We start from the raw sequence: 16,784 nt of genomic DNA on the forward strand, positions 1-16,784 counted from the left end.
TTTTTCAGAGAAAATAGGATATATTTACAGAAATATTTGGTAATAGTATAATGAAACAAACAAAGGGGTATACGATGATTGAATTTGAAAATAATGCCTATTTCTGGCAGAAGTTAGATACGCTTTATTTATCCAGTGGTTACCAGATTACAAGAAAAAAAGGTGAAGTTCATCCACGCTTTCAGAACTTGATTTATCCAGTTGATTATGGATATATCAACGATACAAAGAGCTTTGGTAAAGATGGTGTATCGCTTTATGCAGGTAGTGGGAATCGTTATGAGATTAGTGCATTGGTTGTTGCGGCAGACATTCTAATCAAGGAATTAGATGTAAAGGTACTTGTGGGTTGTACAGAGGAAGAAGTAGACCAAGTGTTACGTTTCCTAAATCAAACAAATTATCAAAAGACAGTACTAATCCGTAAGGGTAATGAATTACCTTCTTGGGCAGAAACAGATATTTAAAAAGCCGGTTCAGTTGAATCGGCTTTACTCTTGGTAAGGTTCACCATTGAAGTTGATACGGAAGTCTTCAGGGCTACGTGTATCAATTAACTGTTTAGCAAACTGAATTGCCTTACCATATAATTCTGGAAATGACGCATGAATCTCTCGACTTAGGTCGTAACGAAGTGGATAAGATTTATGTTCTAAATTTAATACCTTAAAATCATTTTTGTTATACAATACCATCCCGGATAAAACGGGTGGTATTTTAATTTGCTTTTCTAGTGCACATAATAAGTCGTACTTAAGTTTTGTTGGATATAAGAACTTTGTATAGCGAACAATTTCAGTAGCAGATTCTGCACATAAACTAGGTTTAATCTTAAGATTGAATACATTTTGGAACATTCCTGCATACATTAATCCGAGTTTCGACTTAGATACTTTATCAATCTTCATATATTTGAAGACATCATAGGATTGTTCACTTCTTCCACGTTGGTGCAACATCCATACATCGATATTGGCTTCACTGATAACGTGTGCAGCACCTTCGTGTAAACCTGTTTGAATATGGGTATCTCTTGCGACGGCATTGATTAATGGATGTGCAGTTGAATCCAAAGCGTAGTGGCATAAGAAACCATAGAAGTAACTTCTAAGATTAGAATCATTTTCACTATACTTATCAAAGTATTCGATGAATTTATCGCACTTTTCATCGTGCATTAAATCACCATATTTTTTAAGGGATCCTGGTAAAAGAGAAGCTCTTGAGAAGAATAACATATCTGGGCCTTGAGAGCCGAGATAAAACATTCCCTTATTTGTTATCATGCTTGCATGTTCTCCGTCCATTGTGCGAAGTACATCTTTCGCAAATTCAACATGTGTCGTAGCAGCTGGCATAGTTTTCTACTTGAGGATAGTATCCTCAATCTCCTTCATTTTCTTTGCTAGGCCATAAATCTTATGGCTTGGTAGGGAACATAAACCAACGCGAATACCGTGGTTTACCTTCACTGTGTAAATATGATTCTCTATGAATGCTTCATGTACTTTTTTGCATAGATCGTTATCATAGATTTTTAATGTTACAAAGAAGCCTTCACGGAATGGATAATGTGCTAGTCCAACTTCGTGTGCTTCTGTAACGAAGATGAAAGAACGTTCTTTCATGAGGTCGATATAGAGCTGTTTCTCTTTGAGGAATTCTTTACGATTTTCGTTAACGACCCAACTGAAGTTTTCCATTGCGGCGTTTGGAATATTAGACCAAGTAGCACGTGCTTTCTTCTCTAATACTGTCTTCATTTCCGCAACCGATTCTTCTTTTTGAGCGAGAATCACCGTAGCTCCACAACGTAAGCCATAGGAAGTCATTGTCTTAGAACAGGAGAAGCATACGACAACCACCGCATTATCGCTTAGTTTGTTCCAAGTTTCCATATACTTACGAGATGCATCAGTATTATAAGCATAATCGATATATGCAATATCATCCATTAAAACAACAGGATGTGTTTTTGATACTTCATTTACAAAATCGATAACTTCTTTCCATTCCTCATGACTCATTGTATATCCAGTAGGATTTTCGCAAGGGTCATTGATGAGTAATAGAATGCGCTCTTGCGTCTTCATTACTTCATGTACAGTTTCTTTAATGGAATCAATATTGAAGTGATTTTCATCATTGAAGAGTTCATACTCGGCAATTTTTAGATTGTTTTCTGTAGCCATCAAGCGATAACTACCCCAAGCAATATTTGGGATGATGACAGTTTCTCCTTCATCTAATACAGAAGTAAAGGTAGAGCTAACTGCACCTGAGCCACCTGGGGTTGCGACAACGTTATGTGCAAGTTTTAGATTAGTACCTTGGGTTACCCATTCATACACATCTTTACGGAAGTTAGGGTTTCCATCAAAACTTGCGGCATAGGAAGCTTTGATACGATGGTCGATTTCATCATAGTGATCAAATACAGACTTAAGTGCAACGAGATTTCCATCGTTATCACAAAGTGTACCAATCGTTGCGTCAATTACATTTTCTTCCCCATTGATACGCTTATCTTCTTTTGCTTTCGCAACGACAGTAAATACTGCATCTGCAATTGGAGTTAGATTTGCGCTCTTTTTTGTAAATGTCATAATTCATCCTCCTCAAATAAATATGTTCCAATTCGTAACATCGTACTGCCATGTTCAATTGCGATTGGATAGTCATGACTCATACCCATAGAAAGAGTATGAAAGTATTGTTTACCAAATATTTCCTGAAGATGTTTGAAGATATCTTGTGCTTTCGCAAAGACTTCGTGGATACGTGCTGTATCTTCTGTGTGTGGTCCCATCGTCATTAAACCCTGTATCGAAATATGTGGACACTCCTGTAGTAGGAAGTTTGTAAATGTCTCCACATCAGCGGGATCTAATCCGCTCTTATTGCTATCTTCATTAGCTAAATGTAATTCAATCAGCACATCAACCGTACGATTTAATTTAGTCGCTTCTTTTTCGATAACTTTCGCAAGAGCGATATTATCGAGCGATTGAATACACGAAACAATCGGTAATATCTCTTTTACTTTATTGCGTTGTAAATGACCGATGTAATGCCAAGCAATATCTTTTGGTAGAACTGCTGCCTTTGAAACAAGTTCGGCAGTTCTATTTTCCGCAAAGATTCTTTCGCCTACGTCGTAATACGATTGTATTTCTTCGATACTGTGATGCTTGGAAACAACACATAAATCAATATCTAAGGCTGCTTGCTTAATCTTCCAGTAATGTTTTTCTATCATATTGCAATTATACACCAATGATTTTCTGCATACAAAAAGAAAACCTGCTGATGTTACAGCAGGCAAGAATTAGATCCAAGGAATTGGGAATGTATTGGATGAATCAATGAGCTTAGAGCGCTTAAGGATAGGTGCTAATGCATTGAACACAATGACTAGTAAAATGACTTCAATAGGAAACAAGAGCGAATTCTTAATGAAACTCTTTGTAAAGTAGAAAAGATAGCCTTTACCATACAACATAGAACTCCAAAGAGATCCAACTACTACATTTATAAATAATGAGTTGATGAGTTTTGCAATAACAATCTTAACGACAGTAATCTTTTGCTTGTATAAGAAACATGACCAAACTAGGCACGCAAGCACTGGTGTTAATGTATACCCAGCAAAATAGACACCGCCACCACCTAAGAAGAAACCTAGGTTATCAGTGATAATTGCAGATAGTGCACCAGCAATTGGACCAAGAATCGATGATTCAATTGCGAGTAGCACAAAGCCAAATCCTACTTTTAAATTTTCGGATACTGGGAAGTATAGTTTAGAAGCTACAATCTTGAGTGCGATAAACACACCCATTAACGCAAGATATTTTACTGATTTTAGTTTTGAAGCAGATGAGTTCCAAAATTCTTTTTTAAACATATAAAAAAACCTTCCTTTCACATCCATTTGTGAAGAAAGGTTTTCATTCACATAATGGGAGTTGTAATGACCGCAAGCTATGCTTTTCGTCTGTAAGGACCCGTCCCAAACAGCACTTAACGCCAATTACGTCTATAACATAGCATAAGTATGTGCAATGTCAAATGGTGTGCATGGAATTCATGATATAATAGGGCGGTATGAAGAAAATATCAGTTACATGTGAAAGAAAAGAAGATATTGCGCTACTTAAAGAAGCAGGTGCAGATGAAGTAATCGTTGCGCTCGAAGGGGGAGTATTTAGCTCGCTCCACACTTTTTCAATTGCGCAGATTGAAGAACTATTAACACAAGCACATTTGGTGCAGATACAGCTATTTGTGCTGATGAATCGGTTGTTTCCACAAAGTGAAATCAAATACGCACAACAAGAGTTGAAACAATTACTTGAGATTGGAGTAGATGGTGTCATTGTTGCAGATCCTGGTCTATATCAAGTGGCCAAGGAGTTGTCCTTAGAAAATAAACTCATCTATAGCCCAGAGACTTTAGTGACTTCTGCAGAAGACGCAAAGTTCTGGCTATCGACAGGAATGTATTCGGTGAATATTTCACCACTTTTAACAGAAGAGGAAATCTTGAAGATTGCCTCAAGTGTACGTCATTGTGGTATTCAGGTATTTGGATACTTATTAATGAGTATTTCTAAGCGACCATTACTAACAGCATATCAAGAAGTCGCAAATATCGAAGAACCTTTACATCATAACCATCATCTATACCTTCGTGAACAAAAACGTGATGGTATGATGCCAGCATATGAAAATGAAGCAGGGATGATGATCTACACGGATTTTGTACAGGAGTCTTTTGCGTGGTTAGAGCCTTTTTCAAACGCAGGCATTCAGCGTTTTGAAATGTATGGAAACTATATTCCACAGGATGCACTATTAGATGCGATACGGATGTATCGTCGTGTGCTTGATGGGGAAGATGGCGAGAGTGTTAGAAAGGAATTTGTATCCAAATATCCAGAATTACCAGTATCGGATGGATATTATGGACAGAAGACGATCAGATAAAATTATGATGAAGAAACCTGAATTATTAGCCCCAGCAGGGGATCTGAATCGTTGTAAGACGGCGATTCGCTATGGTGCAGATGCTGTCTATATTGGAGGACAATCCTATTCTTTACGCTCAAGAGCTTCCAACTTTACGATGGAAGATATCAAGGAGGCGTGTGAATTTGCCCGTCAACATAACGCACATATCCATGTCACAACAAACGTCATTCCTCATGAAGAAGATTATGAGGGTTTACGTGAATACTTAATGAAGTTAGAAGAGTATGGTGTTACAGCGATCATTGCGGCTTCACCATCGATTATGAAATTAGCACGTGAATGTGCACCTAAGTTAGAAATACACTGTTCTACACAGATGAGTATTACGAATGTCGAAACAGCTAAATTCTTGCACGAACAGTTAGGGCTAGACCGTGCAGTACTTGCTCGTGAATGTTCGATTGAAGATATCTATGCCATTACAAAAGAGTGCCCAGTGGATACGGAAGCCTTTATCCATGGTGGTATGTGTGTAAACTACTCTGGTAGATGTACATTATCCAATCGTATGACATTGCGTGATGCCAACCGTGGAGGTTGTGCACAAAGTTGTCGTTGGCAATATCATGTCTATCAAGATGATAAAGAATTAAATACTGATGTTTTATATTCCATGGGTTCAAAAGACTTACTGGCAGCTGATTATATGTATGAGTTGATGGATGCAGGTGTTAGTTCTTTAAAGATTGAAGGACGTATGAAGACAGAGTACTATGTCGCATCTGTTGTTAGTGCATATCGTCATCTGATTGATGAGATTGCAGAGAATGATGGACCACTTTCACCAGACAGATTGGCATATCACAAAAAGGAAATCTCTCGTGCTGAAAATCGCCAGACAACAACAGCGTTCTATCCTGGCAAAGCGGGATTAAATACATTGATTTACCATGCATACTCCGATGCGGATGTAAATCATGACTTCTTAGCCAAGGTTGCTGGATACGACCAAGATGCAAATGTAGCCTACTTAGAGACACGTAATGCCTTTGATGTTGGTGAAATGTTAGAAGTGATTTCACCTGGCAAAGACAAGCGTACTTTCAAAGTTGCGTGGATTAAAGATCCAAAGGGAGAATACCTTGTAAGTTCTAGACGTCCAATGGTAGTGGTACAAGTTCCAATCCCATTTGAAATAGGTGAAAATGACCTAGTGCGGAGGGCACGCTAATGTTACTTGAAGGAAATGTTAGTGTAAAAGCTGCCATTTTAGGAAATCATCGTAAAGTTGAAAAGCTATACTACGATAAACATAAAAATGATAAGGACTTAAACTTTATCTTACATCGTGCAAAGGAAAAAGGAATTCCATGCATGCCGTTAGAACGTGAAGAAATTAACTCAATGGCAACTGGGAGAACACACGGTGGATTGGTTGCGCAAGCAGGTCCTAGAGTCTATCAAGAACTATCCGAATGCATGCATGGTAAAGCACCATTTCTTGTATTGCTAGAAGGAGTAGAAGATCCATTTAATTTAGGATATATTATCCGCACTTTATATAGTGCAGGTTGTGATGGATTAATCCTACCAAAACACGATTGGACGAGTGCGGAAAGCACAATTGCCAAATCCAGTGCAGGTGCCTTTGAATACATGAATATTGTCATGTCTGATAACTTACCACAACTTGTTAAAGATATTAAAAAACAAGGTGTTAAAACCTATGCGGCAATGCGTAAAGACGCTATTACATATCTAGAAGCGGACTATCAAAAGCCTAGTTTAATAGCCATCGGTGGTGAAATGAGGGGACTATCATCTGCTGTGCGAAATGAGATTGAACAAAATATCTATATTCCATACGCAAATGATTTTCGCAATGCGTTAAACGCAGCCAGCGCTGCTGCTGTATTATCCTTTGAAGTATATCGACAAAGACGATAATTACCCGAAGAAATTCGGGTTTTCATTTGAACTATGATAGAATGAAACACAATAAGGGATTAAGAGACATGCATACAATACAAGAAAAAATTATCCAATATTGGACCAAGCGTGCGGATAGTTATTCCGTCGAAAATAATGAAGAATTAGCAGGGACATCTACTGTTTCCTGGTTATGTGAACTAACAAGCCACTTTCCAAGGAAGAAAGACCTAAAGATATTAGATATCGGTACTGGTCCAGGGTTTATGGCAATCCTTCTCAGTCGAGCAGGTTATCAGGTGACAGGCATCGACTGTACCGAAGAGATGTTAAAACAAGCCCAAGAAAATGCGAGAAAGTATCATCTTTCCATTCGTTTTCTTAAACAACCAGCAGAACATTTAGAGTTTGAAGATAATTCCGTTGATGTGATTATCAACCGTAATCTAACATGGAATTTAGAGAATCCAACAGCTGCCTATCAAGATTGGTATCGTGTATTAAAACCATCAGGCAAACTCATTATCTTCGATGCGAATTGGTATCACTACTTATTCTCTGAAGAGTTACGCAATGCGTATGAAGAAGACCGCCAAAATGTAAAGCGAGCACATCTGTACGACCATAATATCGGAGAAAACTTTGACCAGATGGAGCGTATCGCAGAACAGTTACCGATGACGCTTATAGATAGACCTTCTTGGGACAAAGTAGAATTAGAGAAGATTGGCTTTCAAGATATTCAGATTGATACAGAAGTATACCAAAGAGTATGGACGCAAGAGGAGAAAATCAATTACGCTTCAACTCCTTTGTTTGAAATCGTCGCTACGAAATAGATGTGATATGATATGACTATGGAAAAGATAAGTTCATTACAGAATACAAAAATAAAAAACTGGACTCTATTACATAAGAAAAAATACCGTGATGAAACGGGTTTATTTCTTGTGGAAGGAGAACATCTTATTGGTGAAGCTTTAGCGGCCAATGCCGTAGAAACAATTGTAACGGATACAACTTCACCATTTGACTTTGAACATGTGGTAGAAGTAACACCTACCATTATGGCAAAGTTATCTGAGAATGTTTCAAATGTACATTACATTGCGGTTTGCCGTCAACGTAAGCTAGATATTACAAAACAAAATCGTCTATTATTATTGGATGGCATTCAAGACCCTGGGAATCTTGGCACACTTATCCGTACCGCAATTTCATTTGGTTTTGATGGCGTGTATTGTTCAACTGAGACTTGTGACCTTTATAACGATAAAGCAATTCGTTCTACCCAAGGTGCCTTGTTTCATATCCCTGTTATACGCAAAGACTTCGTAACTTTAATTCCTACATTACAAAGTCATAGTGTAAAAGTCATTGCGACTTCTTTACAGGAATCTACGACAATGAGTGAAATACCTGTATCAGAATGTATGGCATTTGTGATGGGAAATGAAGGACAAGGTGTTCATCAAGATATTATTGTGCAAGCTGACTATCGTGTACGTATTGAGATGGAAGGCTTTGAGTCTTTAAATGTAGCAGTAGCAGGTGGAATTATAATGTATCATTATCGGAGTGGCAAATGAGTCAAAAGAAGAATCCAGATTATTCTTTAAAAGATTTACAACCATCCCAGTTTTATATTTCGCAAGCGAAACTATCGAACATTCAAGCATGGTTTCATAAAGATGATTTATCAAACTTTGAACCTTTACCTGTGAAGGTATTAGATGGTATTCCGATCTTAACGGATGGACATACAAGGGCAGTCTCGGCAATACTTGCAGGTTTAGAATCGGTACCACTAGTCTACGATGAAGATGAACTAGATTGGAATCTATATCGTTATTGTGTAGAACAATGTACTCAAAAGGGAATTCATTCTCCATATGATTTGGTTGACAGAGTTATTTCTGCTCATGACTATGAAGAGAAGTGGATTGGCTGGTGTGAACAAATACCCAGTAAGCTACAACAGAATAAAAAGTAAAAGGCACATCGCTCGATGTGCCTTTTGTCATTAGTGTTGTTCGTAATGAATTTCTGTTCCTTCGTAAGCTGCACGCATTAATTCGATCATATCCTTGATCATTGGAACACGTGGGTTTGCTGGGGAACACTGGTCTTCATATGAGAGGTAAGCTAACTTCTCTAAGCTTTCTTCCCATTCCTTCTTGTCAACATTTTGTGACTTGAAGTTCATTGCCATACCAACTTCAATACCTAAATCGTGAACTGCCTTGGCAAACTTTTCAACACCTTCTTGTACTGTGTTGAACTTGAGGCCGATAGCGTGTGCTAATTGAGCGTAACGTTCATCAGCGTTGTAGTATTGGTACTTAGGCCATAGACCTGGTTTTTCTGGTTTTGTGCCGTTATAACGGATTACGTATGGTAATAATGTACCGCAAGTACGTCCATGTACTGTGTGGAATTCAGCACCAATCTTATGAGCCATAGAGTGGCACATACCTAAGTAAGCGTTCGCGAATGCCATACCAGCCATTGTAGAAGCGTTATGCATCTTCTCACGAGCTTCTTCGTCCTTAGCACCATAGTGTACAGCTCTTGGTAAGTATTCAAATACCATCTGTACTGCCTTTAATGCAAGAGCGTCTGTGTAGTCAGTAGCCATAACGGATACGTATGCTTCACATGCGTGTGTTAATACGTCCATACCGGAGTCAGCTGTAACCTGTGCAGGTAAGCTCATTACAAGTGCTGGGTCAACGATTGCGACTGTAGGTGTTAATGAGTAGTCAGCTAATGGATACTTGAGCTTGTTAACCTTATCTGTAATAACTGCGAATGGTGATACTTCAGAACCTGTACCTGATGTAGTAGGGATACATACTAAGTGAGACTTCTTACCTAATTCAGGATACTGGAATGCACGCTTACGAATATCCATGAACTTCTGCTTCAAGTCAGCGAAGTCAACTTCTGGGTGTTCGTAGAATAACCACATACCCTTAGCAGCGTCCATGGAGGAACCACCACCTAAAGCAATGATTGTATCTGGTTTGAAGGCTTGCATTAATTCCCAACCCTTCTTAACTGTCTGTAAGGATGGATCTGGTTCAACGTCGCAGAACAATTGAACTTGTACCTTATTCTTACGGGCTGCTAACTGTTCAGTAATTCTTGATACATAACCTAAATCAACCATTGTGCGGTCTGTAACGATGAATGCACGATTGATTTCACGCATGTCGCGTAAGTATGTGATGGAATTTTGTTCAATATAAATCTTGCTTGGAATCTTGAACCACTGCATTGTATTTCTCCTTTTACCTATCTTCTTGATGTTAATCAGATTAATTGCACTAACGTTACCAGATACTGAATTGTGACCATAAGATCCGCAACCAAGTGTTAATGATGGAATAAAGGAGTTATAGATATTACCGATACCACCGAATGTAGTAGGGGAGTTCCAAATTAAACGACAAGCTTTAATGCGTTCACCAAACTTCTTTGCTAATTCTGCGGAACGTGTATGAATCGCAGCTGTATGTCCAACACCGTTTAACATAACAGTAGCTTCTGCTTTATCAAATCCATCTTCAACGGAACTTGCTTTTTCCATTGCGAGTACTGGTGATAATTTTTCACGTGATAGTGGTTCTTCAACACCTGGCTTTTCTAATTCAGCAACTAAGATGGATGTTTGAGGATCAACTTTGAAACCTGCTTGTTCAGCAATCCAAGCAGCTGGCTTACCAGCAACTGCACCGTTTAACTTTGCATTTTCTACGCCTTTGGAGTGAGCTGTATATCCAAACATGTATGTTTCAAGTAATTTCTTTTCTTTTGGTGAGCAGAAGTGTACATTATAGTGTTTGAATTCTGCTTTAACATCTTCGTAGATATTCTCATCAACGATAACTGTCTGTTCACTTGCACAGATCATACCGTTATCGAATGCCTTGGACATTGCGATATCGTTAACTGCTTGCTTGATATCTGCAGTTGTTTCAATATATGCAGGAGCGTTACCAGCACCTACACCTAATGCAGGCTTACCACAGCTGTAAGCTGCCTTAACCATTGCGTTACCACCAGTTGCAAGAATTGTAGAAACACCTGGATGATTCATAAGTGCACTTGTTGCGTCCATAGATGGATGTTCAATCCACTGGATGCAGTTCTCAGGAGCACCAGCCTTTAAAGCTGCTTCATATACAATGCGTGCTGCTTCAGATGAACACTTCTGTGCATTTGGATGGAATGCAAAGATGATAGGATTTCTTGTCTTTAATGCAAGTAAACTCTTGAAGATTGCGGTTGAAGTAGGGTTTGTTACTGGTGTTAAACCTGCAACAACACCAACTGGTTCAGCTACTTCTGTAATACCTGTAACAGGGTCTTCACTGATGATACCGACTGTCTTTAGGTCACGTAGGTAATTCACCATGTACTCACAAGCAAATAAGTTCTTTGTTGCTTTATCTTCGAATACACCACGTCCTGTTTCGTCAACTGCTGCCTTAGCTAATGTACCGTGTTGATCAAGTGCTGCTACTGTACACTTTGCTACGATATAGTCGATTTTTTCTTGGTCAAATGATGCAAAGTCATTTAGTGCCTTTAATGCAAGGGCAACTTTATCGTCTACTTCTTTGACACGAACTTCCACAGGGGCTGTATTTACTTTTGTTTCTTTAGTTTCTTTCTTTTTGACTGCCATGTCCTTTTCCTCCATGTGAATTATTTCACGTAAGCAAGAATACCACGTTTACATAATCAAGACAATAGTAAATGATAAAAAAATCACAAGTAATCGCTTACATTTTAAAAATTAATATTTTTGAAAGAAAAAAGGGCATTTTTAGCCCTTGGAAAATATTGTATGCATGTTAATAATACTGACAGGAAAATCGTCTTTCATCTGGGATGATAGGGACAACTTTACAGGAGTAATCATCAACTTTGATGAAACGACCATCTCCTTTAATGATAGTCGCAAGGAATTGGTCAATGGTATCACTTTCTCCTTGTACATAGATTTCTACCAAACCATTATCTAGATTTTTCACACTTCCCGTTAATCCATAAGATTGTGCATGCATTGAAACGAAGTAGCGAAAACCGACACCTTGAACTCGTCCTTCCACAAAAATATGATAGCGTACCATAACATCCTCCTCCTTACAGAGATTATACAAAATAGATTTTCTACTATACAAGTCATATAATGAATGCAGGTGATAAACATGATACATATACTATTAAATCAATTTACATTCGATCAAGCATGGGGCTTTGGTGAATTATCACAACTCATCGAGAAAGATATGAAGGTACTGATGATGCCATTATCATATAACGATGGTTGGTCTAATGAATTTGCGACATGGGATGACTTCTTTGCAAAAGGGAAACCAGCGTATGAAATGATGGTACGTCCTTTCTATAACTACGGTATCCGTGAAAAACAAATTAGTTGGTTTAATTATTACAAGGATAACTACGCAAGTGCAAAAGCGAAAATTGAAGCTGCGGATATAATTGTGATCACTGGTGATTGCGGTGAATGGATCATGCAGAGAATCGAAGATTTAGGCTTACGTGATTTGTTATGCAACTTTGATGGTATCCTAATAGGACATCATGCAGGTGCTCTTGTACAATTTGATACATTTCACGAGTCAAATCTAGATAATACATTTGAACTACAAGAAGGACTTGGTCTACTAACAGAATTTGATGTAGATATAAATTACGTCGAAGATGAAGAACATTTATCTACAATCATTCGTGAAATTGAAGATGTAGGAAATCCAGTAGTAGCAATCCCTAAAAACAGTGGTCTATTAATCGTCGATGGAGAGTTTACATTACTAGGAGATTCATTTGTTTTAAATCATACACATCTAGATGATATCTATCGTGCCTATGATAGTTATCGTTATGATGTATAACTACTAAAGGGGAAATTATTAATGAACGCAGATTTTCATATTAATGGAAGACAACTAGAAACAGAGCGACTTATCTTAAGACCATTTGTAAAAGAGGACTTAGATGATTTTTATGCTTACGCTTCTGTTGAAGGTGTCGGTGAAATGGCTGGTTGGAAACATCATACTAGTAAAGAAGAAACGCAAAAAATATTAGATATGTTTATCGAGAGTAACCAAGTATTTGCAATCTATCACAAAGAAGACCAAAAAGTAATTGGCTCTCTTGAAATCAAAAAATATGGAAGAGAAGAAGCTTTGACAGAGTTTGCGACCTATCAAGGAAGAGAACTTGGTTTTGTTTTAAGTAAAGACTATTGGGGAAGTGGTATCATGCCAGAAGCAGTAAAGATAGTTATCAAGTATTTATTTAATGAATTGAACTATGATTTCCTGCTTTGTGGGCATTTTTCATTTAACCAACAATCAAAGAGGGTTCAAGAAAAATGTGGCTTCCAACCATATCGCAAACTAATGATGACTACCTCTGAGCATACAAAAGAACCAATTATTTTGAATCTTTTGATTAATCCACATAAAAATATAACATTAGAGTTTTCTCATCCTGAAACATTGATTTATCCACAAAATATATCAGGGAAACATATATAGAAATATGTAGTAGTATTCGGTGAACAACAAAATATAAGTTGGACATCTATGATGAAAAAGGTATGATAGTTGCATGAAATATATTGTATGTGATGACGAACAGCTTCAAATGGATATCTTGTGTAAGTACATTCATGAATATGCACAAGCACATCATTTGGAAATTGAAATATTAAAATATACAGATTGTGATAATCTCTGGTGGGATTTGCAGAATGGTCTTGTTGCAGATTTACTTTTATTGGATATTCAAATGGAGAATATGACAGGGATTGAACTTGCCCGTAAGATGAGACAAGCACGTCTAAATCATTTGATATGTTTTATCAGTGGTGTCAAAGACTTTGTCTTTGAAGGATATGATGTAGACGCATTAGCCTATCTTTTAAAACCTTATGAGAAAGATCAATTATTTAAGATATTAGATAAGGCAATCAAGCAATTACATATATCAGAAGAATTTTCAATTATTTCTTCTAAGAAGGAAGTATATAAAATTTATCATCGTGATGTCATTGGTGTTGAGGCACTTGGTCATGAGACAAAGATTTATTTGCGTAGTGATGGTATGAGCGAGGAAACAACAATTATCATCAAACAGAGTATTCGTGAAGTTCTCGAAATGTTACATATGCCATTATTACAAATTCATCGCTCTTTTGCGGTAAATATGAAAAATATTGTACGTGTAACAAAGAAGGATTGTATTGGCGAAGATGGTATACAGTTCCCGATTGCACGTGGTAATTATGAAATGTGTATGCAGGAATTTATCGCAGCCAATCGAGGTGTATTATGATGGCTGTAATCATATTAGTGGGATTAGCGCTTTATGAAACTATTATCAAGAAGATAAATATAACATTCATGCATGTGATTGGATTAATTATGATACTAGCACTTACAGGATATAGTGTTTATCGTTTCTCTTATATGATAGTTGTATGGATTTTCTTATGTTTTATTTGGAATCATTATCATTTCTTAAAAGAAGAAAGAATCTTTTCAACTATCATCATTCTGTTGTATCTTGGAATTCTGTTCCTTGGTGTTTATTATGATGGTTTTATCGCAGGTGGTATTGCGGCACTAATCTTTATTTTATTGGAATATCTCTTACAAAGAATTATGAAGCGTGAAGAAGATAAAACAATCATCTATCAGAATAAACTTATGAAACAGCAGATGGATGAAATTGAAAACATCTACATGACTATGCGTGGATGGAGACATGACTATCATAACCATCTACAGTCTTTAAAAGGATATCTTTCTTTGAATAAAGTTGAGCAGATGAAAGACTATCTCAATGAACTTGAGACGGATTTGGACTCTATCGATACACTCTATCATTCTGGTAACTTACAATTAGATTCAATCTTGAACGCGAAACTTGCAATTGCGGAAAAAGGGCAAATTCGTATTCATTGTGATGCGTCAATTCCACCACAATTACATGTATCAGATTTAGACTTGTGTGTTATCTTAGGAAATCTATTAGATAATGCGATTGAATCTTGTCGTAAGATAAACGATCCGGATGAAAGATTTATTCGAGTATATATTGGTATCCTAAAGAAACAACTCTATATCTCGATTACAAACGCTACAAGTGAGACAGTAAAGCAACGTACTGATCACTATTTCACGACGAAGCGAGGTGACCATGGACATGGACTAAAGAGAGTTGATCAAGTCGTGAAGAAATATGATGGATACCTAAACCGTCAAAATGAACCAGGTGTATTTGCAACGGAGATTGTATTACCACTATAAGCATTTCGTGCATGAATTTGAACAATTCATGCATTTTTTTATTTGCTTCAGTCATATGAAGTATTGTATTTCTGCAAGGAGGTAATCACTATGAAACTTACTAGATGGAATATTTATAAGGATATGCTCTACCGATTATGGAAATGCGACCCACATGTAATCAAAATGATGTTGTTAGAGATTGTTATCACGGTAATAGAAGGATTTATCGCTGTATTATTACCGGCTGCAATCATTCAATTTATTACTACAACCCAAGATTGGATAACACTAGTATTACAGATATTTGGCTTGTTTGCGGTGTATGGAATCTTTAGCATGTGGCATGTTTATCTTGCGACAAGAAATGGTATGCAATATGTTATTCCTAGGCAAAAATTATTTGTCTTGCCAGTGCTCAAAAAGGTGCAGGATTTAACCTATTCCTACTACGAAACAAAGCCTGCTCAGGAAAAACTAGAAAATGGATTTCGTGCATTAAATTCGAATATGGAAGGTGCGGAAGGTGTCTACCATAATACTTTAGTTGTTTTATCCGCAATACTCAGTTTGATACTATATGCAGTTTTTATCAGTCAAATTGGTTTGCCAATCCTTTTAGCGCTATTATGTATTTCCTTTCTTCATTATGGAATCTATGAAAAATGTTATGCATTTTATTTAAAGAAAGATGAAGAAAAGGCAGAGAATTATTCTAAGTCTCGTTATTTTAATAGCCTTTCGCAAAAGAGTGCGAAGGGAAAGGATATCCGTCTCTACCAAATGCAAGATCTTTTAAAAGCAAAGATGCAAGAAAATAACGATATTCTTGTACAGAAGACAATCGCCGCTTCTAAATACAAAGGATGGATAGCACAAACAGATGTTATTTTAGGATTTATCCGTGATGGGATTACCTATGGATATCTAATTTATTTGATGATGCATGGCATGATTGAAATGAGCTCATTCGTTCTTTATATCGGTATTGTCATTAGTTATGGTCAACGATTCACAGCTTTAACTGCTGAGATTGCGAAATTACATTCTAATCTAGATTTAACAAAGAGAACATATGAATTTGAACAGGATAAAAATGTGATTAATCAAGATGGTAAGAAAGTGATTACACCATTCGATATTGTGTTTGAGAATGTATCTTTCCAATATCCGGAAAGTAAAAAGTATGTCTTAAAGAAATTTAATTTACACTTTACAGCAGGAGAAAAACTAGCACTTGTGGGTGTAAATGGTGCAGGCAAGACGACAATCGTGAAACTGTTAAGTGGATTGTATACACCAACTTCAGGAAGAATCTTAGTCAATGGTATCGATTTGAAAGACATTAATAAAGAGGATTACTTTGGAAAACTTGGTATTGTATTCCAAGAAATTGACTTATTCTCTATGACAATTGGTGAAAATATTTCTTGTGTGCATGAAGAAGATTACGACGAAAATAGAGTTCAAGAAGCACTACGTATTTCTAAGTTAGATACGATTGTAAATCAATTGCCAAAGGGAATTCATAGTTATATCAATACAGAT

The 16,784-nt window shown here is 37.0% G+C and carries 18 protein-coding genes; 12 read left to right on the forward strand and 6 right to left on the reverse strand.

From position 1 onward, the window contains the following. The first annotated feature begins 74 nt into the window (after positions 1–74). Positions 75–467: a hypothetical protein gene (locus RWM19_RS05630; RefSeq protein ID WP_028077451.1), complete on the forward strand. Its 393-nt coding sequence runs from the start codon at positions 75–77 to the stop codon at positions 465–467. 24 nt (positions 468–491) lie between these two features. Here the strand turns inward: RWM19_RS05630 and RWM19_RS05635 are convergent, their stop codons facing one another. The 4 genes from RWM19_RS05635 to RWM19_RS05650 form a co-directional block, all read right to left on the reverse strand. Further along, complete coding sequence (locus tag RWM19_RS05635; RefSeq protein WP_313984691.1) at positions 492–1,358, reverse strand: zinc dependent phospholipase C family protein; 867 nt, start codon at positions 1,356–1,358, stop codon at positions 492–494. Positions 1,359–1,364: 6 nt separating this feature from the next. Then, on the reverse strand, positions 1,365–2,606 hold the full coding sequence (locus RWM19_RS05640; RefSeq protein ID WP_313984693.1) for an aminotransferase class I/II-fold pyridoxal phosphate-dependent enzyme: 1,242 nt from the start codon (positions 2,604–2,606) through the stop codon (positions 1,365–1,367). Further along, complete coding sequence (locus tag RWM19_RS05645; RefSeq protein ID WP_294022829.1) at positions 2,603–3,259, reverse strand: YggS family pyridoxal phosphate-dependent enzyme; 657 nt, start codon at positions 3,257–3,259, stop codon at positions 2,603–2,605. The genes RWM19_RS05640 and RWM19_RS05645 overlap by 4 nt, the downstream gene beginning before the upstream one ends. Positions 3,260–3,328: 69 nt before the next feature. Beyond that, positions 3,329–3,907, reverse strand: a complete 579-nt coding sequence (locus RWM19_RS05650) for a folate family ECF transporter S component (RefSeq protein ID WP_313984695.1) — start codon at positions 3,905–3,907, stop codon at positions 3,329–3,331. Between the two features lie 200 nt (positions 3,908–4,107). On the opposite strand from RWM19_RS05650, the gene RWM19_RS05655 reads away from it, so the two are divergent. From RWM19_RS05655 to RWM19_RS05680, 6 genes are all read left to right on the forward strand, one after another. Then, positions 4,108–4,989: a U32 family peptidase gene (locus RWM19_RS05655; RefSeq protein ID WP_313984698.1), complete on the forward strand. Its 882-nt coding sequence runs from the start codon at positions 4,108–4,110 to the stop codon at positions 4,987–4,989. Continuing rightward, positions 4,967–6,205, forward strand: coding sequence for a U32 family peptidase (locus tag RWM19_RS05660; protein WP_313984700.1), 1,239 nt, complete (start codon positions 4,967–4,969; stop codon positions 6,203–6,205). The genes RWM19_RS05655 and RWM19_RS05660 overlap by 23 nt, the downstream gene beginning before the upstream one ends. After that, positions 6,205–6,921 (forward strand): RNA methyltransferase, encoded by a 717-nt coding sequence (locus RWM19_RS05665; RefSeq protein WP_313984703.1) that lies wholly within the window; start codon positions 6,205–6,207, stop codon positions 6,919–6,921. The genes RWM19_RS05660 and RWM19_RS05665 overlap by 1 nt, the downstream gene beginning before the upstream one ends. A 68-nt stretch (positions 6,922–6,989) precedes the next feature. Next, the gene (locus RWM19_RS05670; RefSeq protein ID WP_313984706.1) at positions 6,990–7,742 is read left to right on the forward strand and encodes a class I SAM-dependent methyltransferase; all 753 of its coding nucleotides are present in this window, start codon (positions 6,990–6,992) and stop codon (positions 7,740–7,742) included. An 18-nt stretch (positions 7,743–7,760) separates the two neighbouring features. Continuing rightward, positions 7,761–8,492, forward strand: a complete 732-nt coding sequence (locus RWM19_RS05675) for an RNA methyltransferase (RefSeq protein ID WP_313984709.1) — start codon at positions 7,761–7,763, stop codon at positions 8,490–8,492. Continuing rightward, positions 8,489–8,896, forward strand: coding sequence for a hypothetical protein (locus tag RWM19_RS05680; protein ID WP_313984712.1), 408 nt, complete (start codon positions 8,489–8,491; stop codon positions 8,894–8,896). The genes RWM19_RS05675 and RWM19_RS05680 overlap by 4 nt, the downstream gene beginning before the upstream one ends. Before the next feature lie 30 nt (positions 8,897–8,926). On the opposite strand, the gene adhE is transcribed toward RWM19_RS05680, so the two are convergent. Together adhE and RWM19_RS05690 are read right to left on the reverse strand one after the other, a co-directional pair. Then, positions 8,927–11,596, reverse strand: coding sequence for a bifunctional acetaldehyde-CoA/alcohol dehydrogenase (adhE, locus tag RWM19_RS05685; RefSeq protein WP_313984715.1), 2,670 nt, complete (start codon positions 11,594–11,596; stop codon positions 8,927–8,929). Positions 11,597–11,765: 169 nt separating this feature from the next. Continuing rightward, positions 11,766–12,044, reverse strand: coding sequence for an acylphosphatase (locus RWM19_RS05690; RefSeq protein ID WP_313984717.1), 279 nt, complete (start codon positions 12,042–12,044; stop codon positions 11,766–11,768). A gap of 78 nt (positions 12,045–12,122) precedes the next feature. Here RWM19_RS05690 and RWM19_RS05695 point away from each other — a divergent pair, with 78 nt between their 5' ends. The 5 genes from RWM19_RS05695 to RWM19_RS05715 all read left to right on the forward strand — a co-directional run. Then, entirely contained in the window at positions 12,123–12,830 is a 708-nt protein-coding gene (locus tag RWM19_RS05695) for a hypothetical protein (RefSeq protein ID WP_313984720.1), read from the forward strand. A gap of 21 nt (positions 12,831–12,851) precedes the next feature. Further along, a complete protein-coding gene (locus RWM19_RS05700) occupies positions 12,852–13,481 on the forward strand; it encodes a GNAT family N-acetyltransferase (protein ID WP_313984723.1) in 630 nt (209 codons plus the stop codon). Between the two features lie 73 nt (positions 13,482–13,554). Continuing rightward, positions 13,555–14,280 carry a LytTR family DNA-binding domain-containing protein gene (locus tag RWM19_RS05705; RefSeq protein ID WP_313984726.1) on the forward strand — a complete coding sequence of 242 codons (726 nt, stop codon included), beginning with the start codon at positions 13,555–13,557 and terminating at the stop codon, positions 14,278–14,280. Further along, positions 14,277–15,257, forward strand: coding sequence for a GHKL domain-containing protein (locus RWM19_RS05710; protein WP_313984729.1), 981 nt, complete (start codon positions 14,277–14,279; stop codon positions 15,255–15,257). Before RWM19_RS05705 ends, RWM19_RS05710 begins: the two co-directional genes overlap by 4 nt. A 90-nt stretch (positions 15,258–15,347) precedes the next feature. Further along, a partial coding sequence (locus RWM19_RS05715; protein ID WP_313984732.1) for an ABC transporter ATP-binding protein occupies positions 15,348–16,784 on the forward strand: 1,437 nt, incomplete at its 3' end.

Origin of the sequence: uncultured Solobacterium sp., assembly GCF_963517755.1 — a bacterium.
In the GTDB taxonomy this organism is placed as follows: domain Bacteria; phylum Bacillota_I; class Bacilli_A; order Erysipelotrichales; family Erysipelotrichaceae; genus Bulleidia.

Excerpts from the sequence above, each read along its gene's own strand:
- RWM19_RS05665 (WP_313984703.1), top strand. The coding sequence starts at position 6,205 with ATGTTACTTGAAGGAAATGTTAGTGTAAAAGCTGCCATTTTAGGAAAT.
- RWM19_RS05690 (WP_313984717.1), bottom strand. The coding sequence starts at position 12,044 with ATGGTACGCTATCATATTTTTGTGGAAGGACGAGTTCAAGGTGTCGGT.
- RWM19_RS05640 (WP_313984693.1), bottom strand. The coding sequence starts at position 2,606 with ATGACATTTACAAAAAAGAGCGCAAATCTAACTCCAATTGCAGATGCA.
- RWM19_RS05700 (WP_313984723.1), top strand. The coding sequence starts at position 12,852 with ATGAACGCAGATTTTCATATTAATGGAAGACAACTAGAAACAGAGCGA.
- RWM19_RS05695 (WP_313984720.1), top strand. The coding sequence starts at position 12,123 with ATGATACATATACTATTAAATCAATTTACATTCGATCAAGCATGGGGC.
- RWM19_RS05670 (WP_313984706.1), top strand. The coding sequence starts at position 6,990 with ATGCATACAATACAAGAAAAAATTATCCAATATTGGACCAAGCGTGCG.
- RWM19_RS05680 (WP_313984712.1), top strand. The coding sequence starts at position 8,489 with ATGAGTCAAAAGAAGAATCCAGATTATTCTTTAAAAGATTTACAACCA.
- RWM19_RS05635 (WP_313984691.1), bottom strand. The coding sequence starts at position 1,358 with ATGCCAGCTGCTACGACACATGTTGAATTTGCGAAAGATGTACTTCGC.
- adhE (WP_313984715.1), bottom strand. The coding sequence starts at position 11,596 with ATGGCAGTCAAAAAGAAAGAAACTAAAGAAACAAAAGTAAATACAGCC.
- RWM19_RS05650 (WP_313984695.1), bottom strand. The coding sequence starts at position 3,907 with ATGTTTAAAAAAGAATTTTGGAACTCATCTGCTTCAAAACTAAAATCA.
- RWM19_RS05655 (WP_313984698.1), top strand. The coding sequence starts at position 4,108 with ATGAAGAAAATATCAGTTACATGTGAAAGAAAAGAAGATATTGCGCTA.
- RWM19_RS05705 (WP_313984726.1), top strand. The coding sequence starts at position 13,555 with ATGAAATATATTGTATGTGATGACGAACAGCTTCAAATGGATATCTTG.
- RWM19_RS05710 (WP_313984729.1), top strand. The coding sequence starts at position 14,277 with ATGATGGCTGTAATCATATTAGTGGGATTAGCGCTTTATGAAACTATT.
- RWM19_RS05675 (WP_313984709.1), top strand. The coding sequence starts at position 7,761 with ATGGAAAAGATAAGTTCATTACAGAATACAAAAATAAAAAACTGGACT.
- RWM19_RS05645 (WP_294022829.1), bottom strand. The coding sequence starts at position 3,259 with ATGATAGAAAAACATTACTGGAAGATTAAGCAAGCAGCCTTAGATATT.
- RWM19_RS05660 (WP_313984700.1), top strand. The coding sequence starts at position 4,967 with ATGGACAGAAGACGATCAGATAAAATTATGATGAAGAAACCTGAATTA.
- RWM19_RS05630 (WP_028077451.1), top strand. The coding sequence starts at position 75 with ATGATTGAATTTGAAAATAATGCCTATTTCTGGCAGAAGTTAGATACG.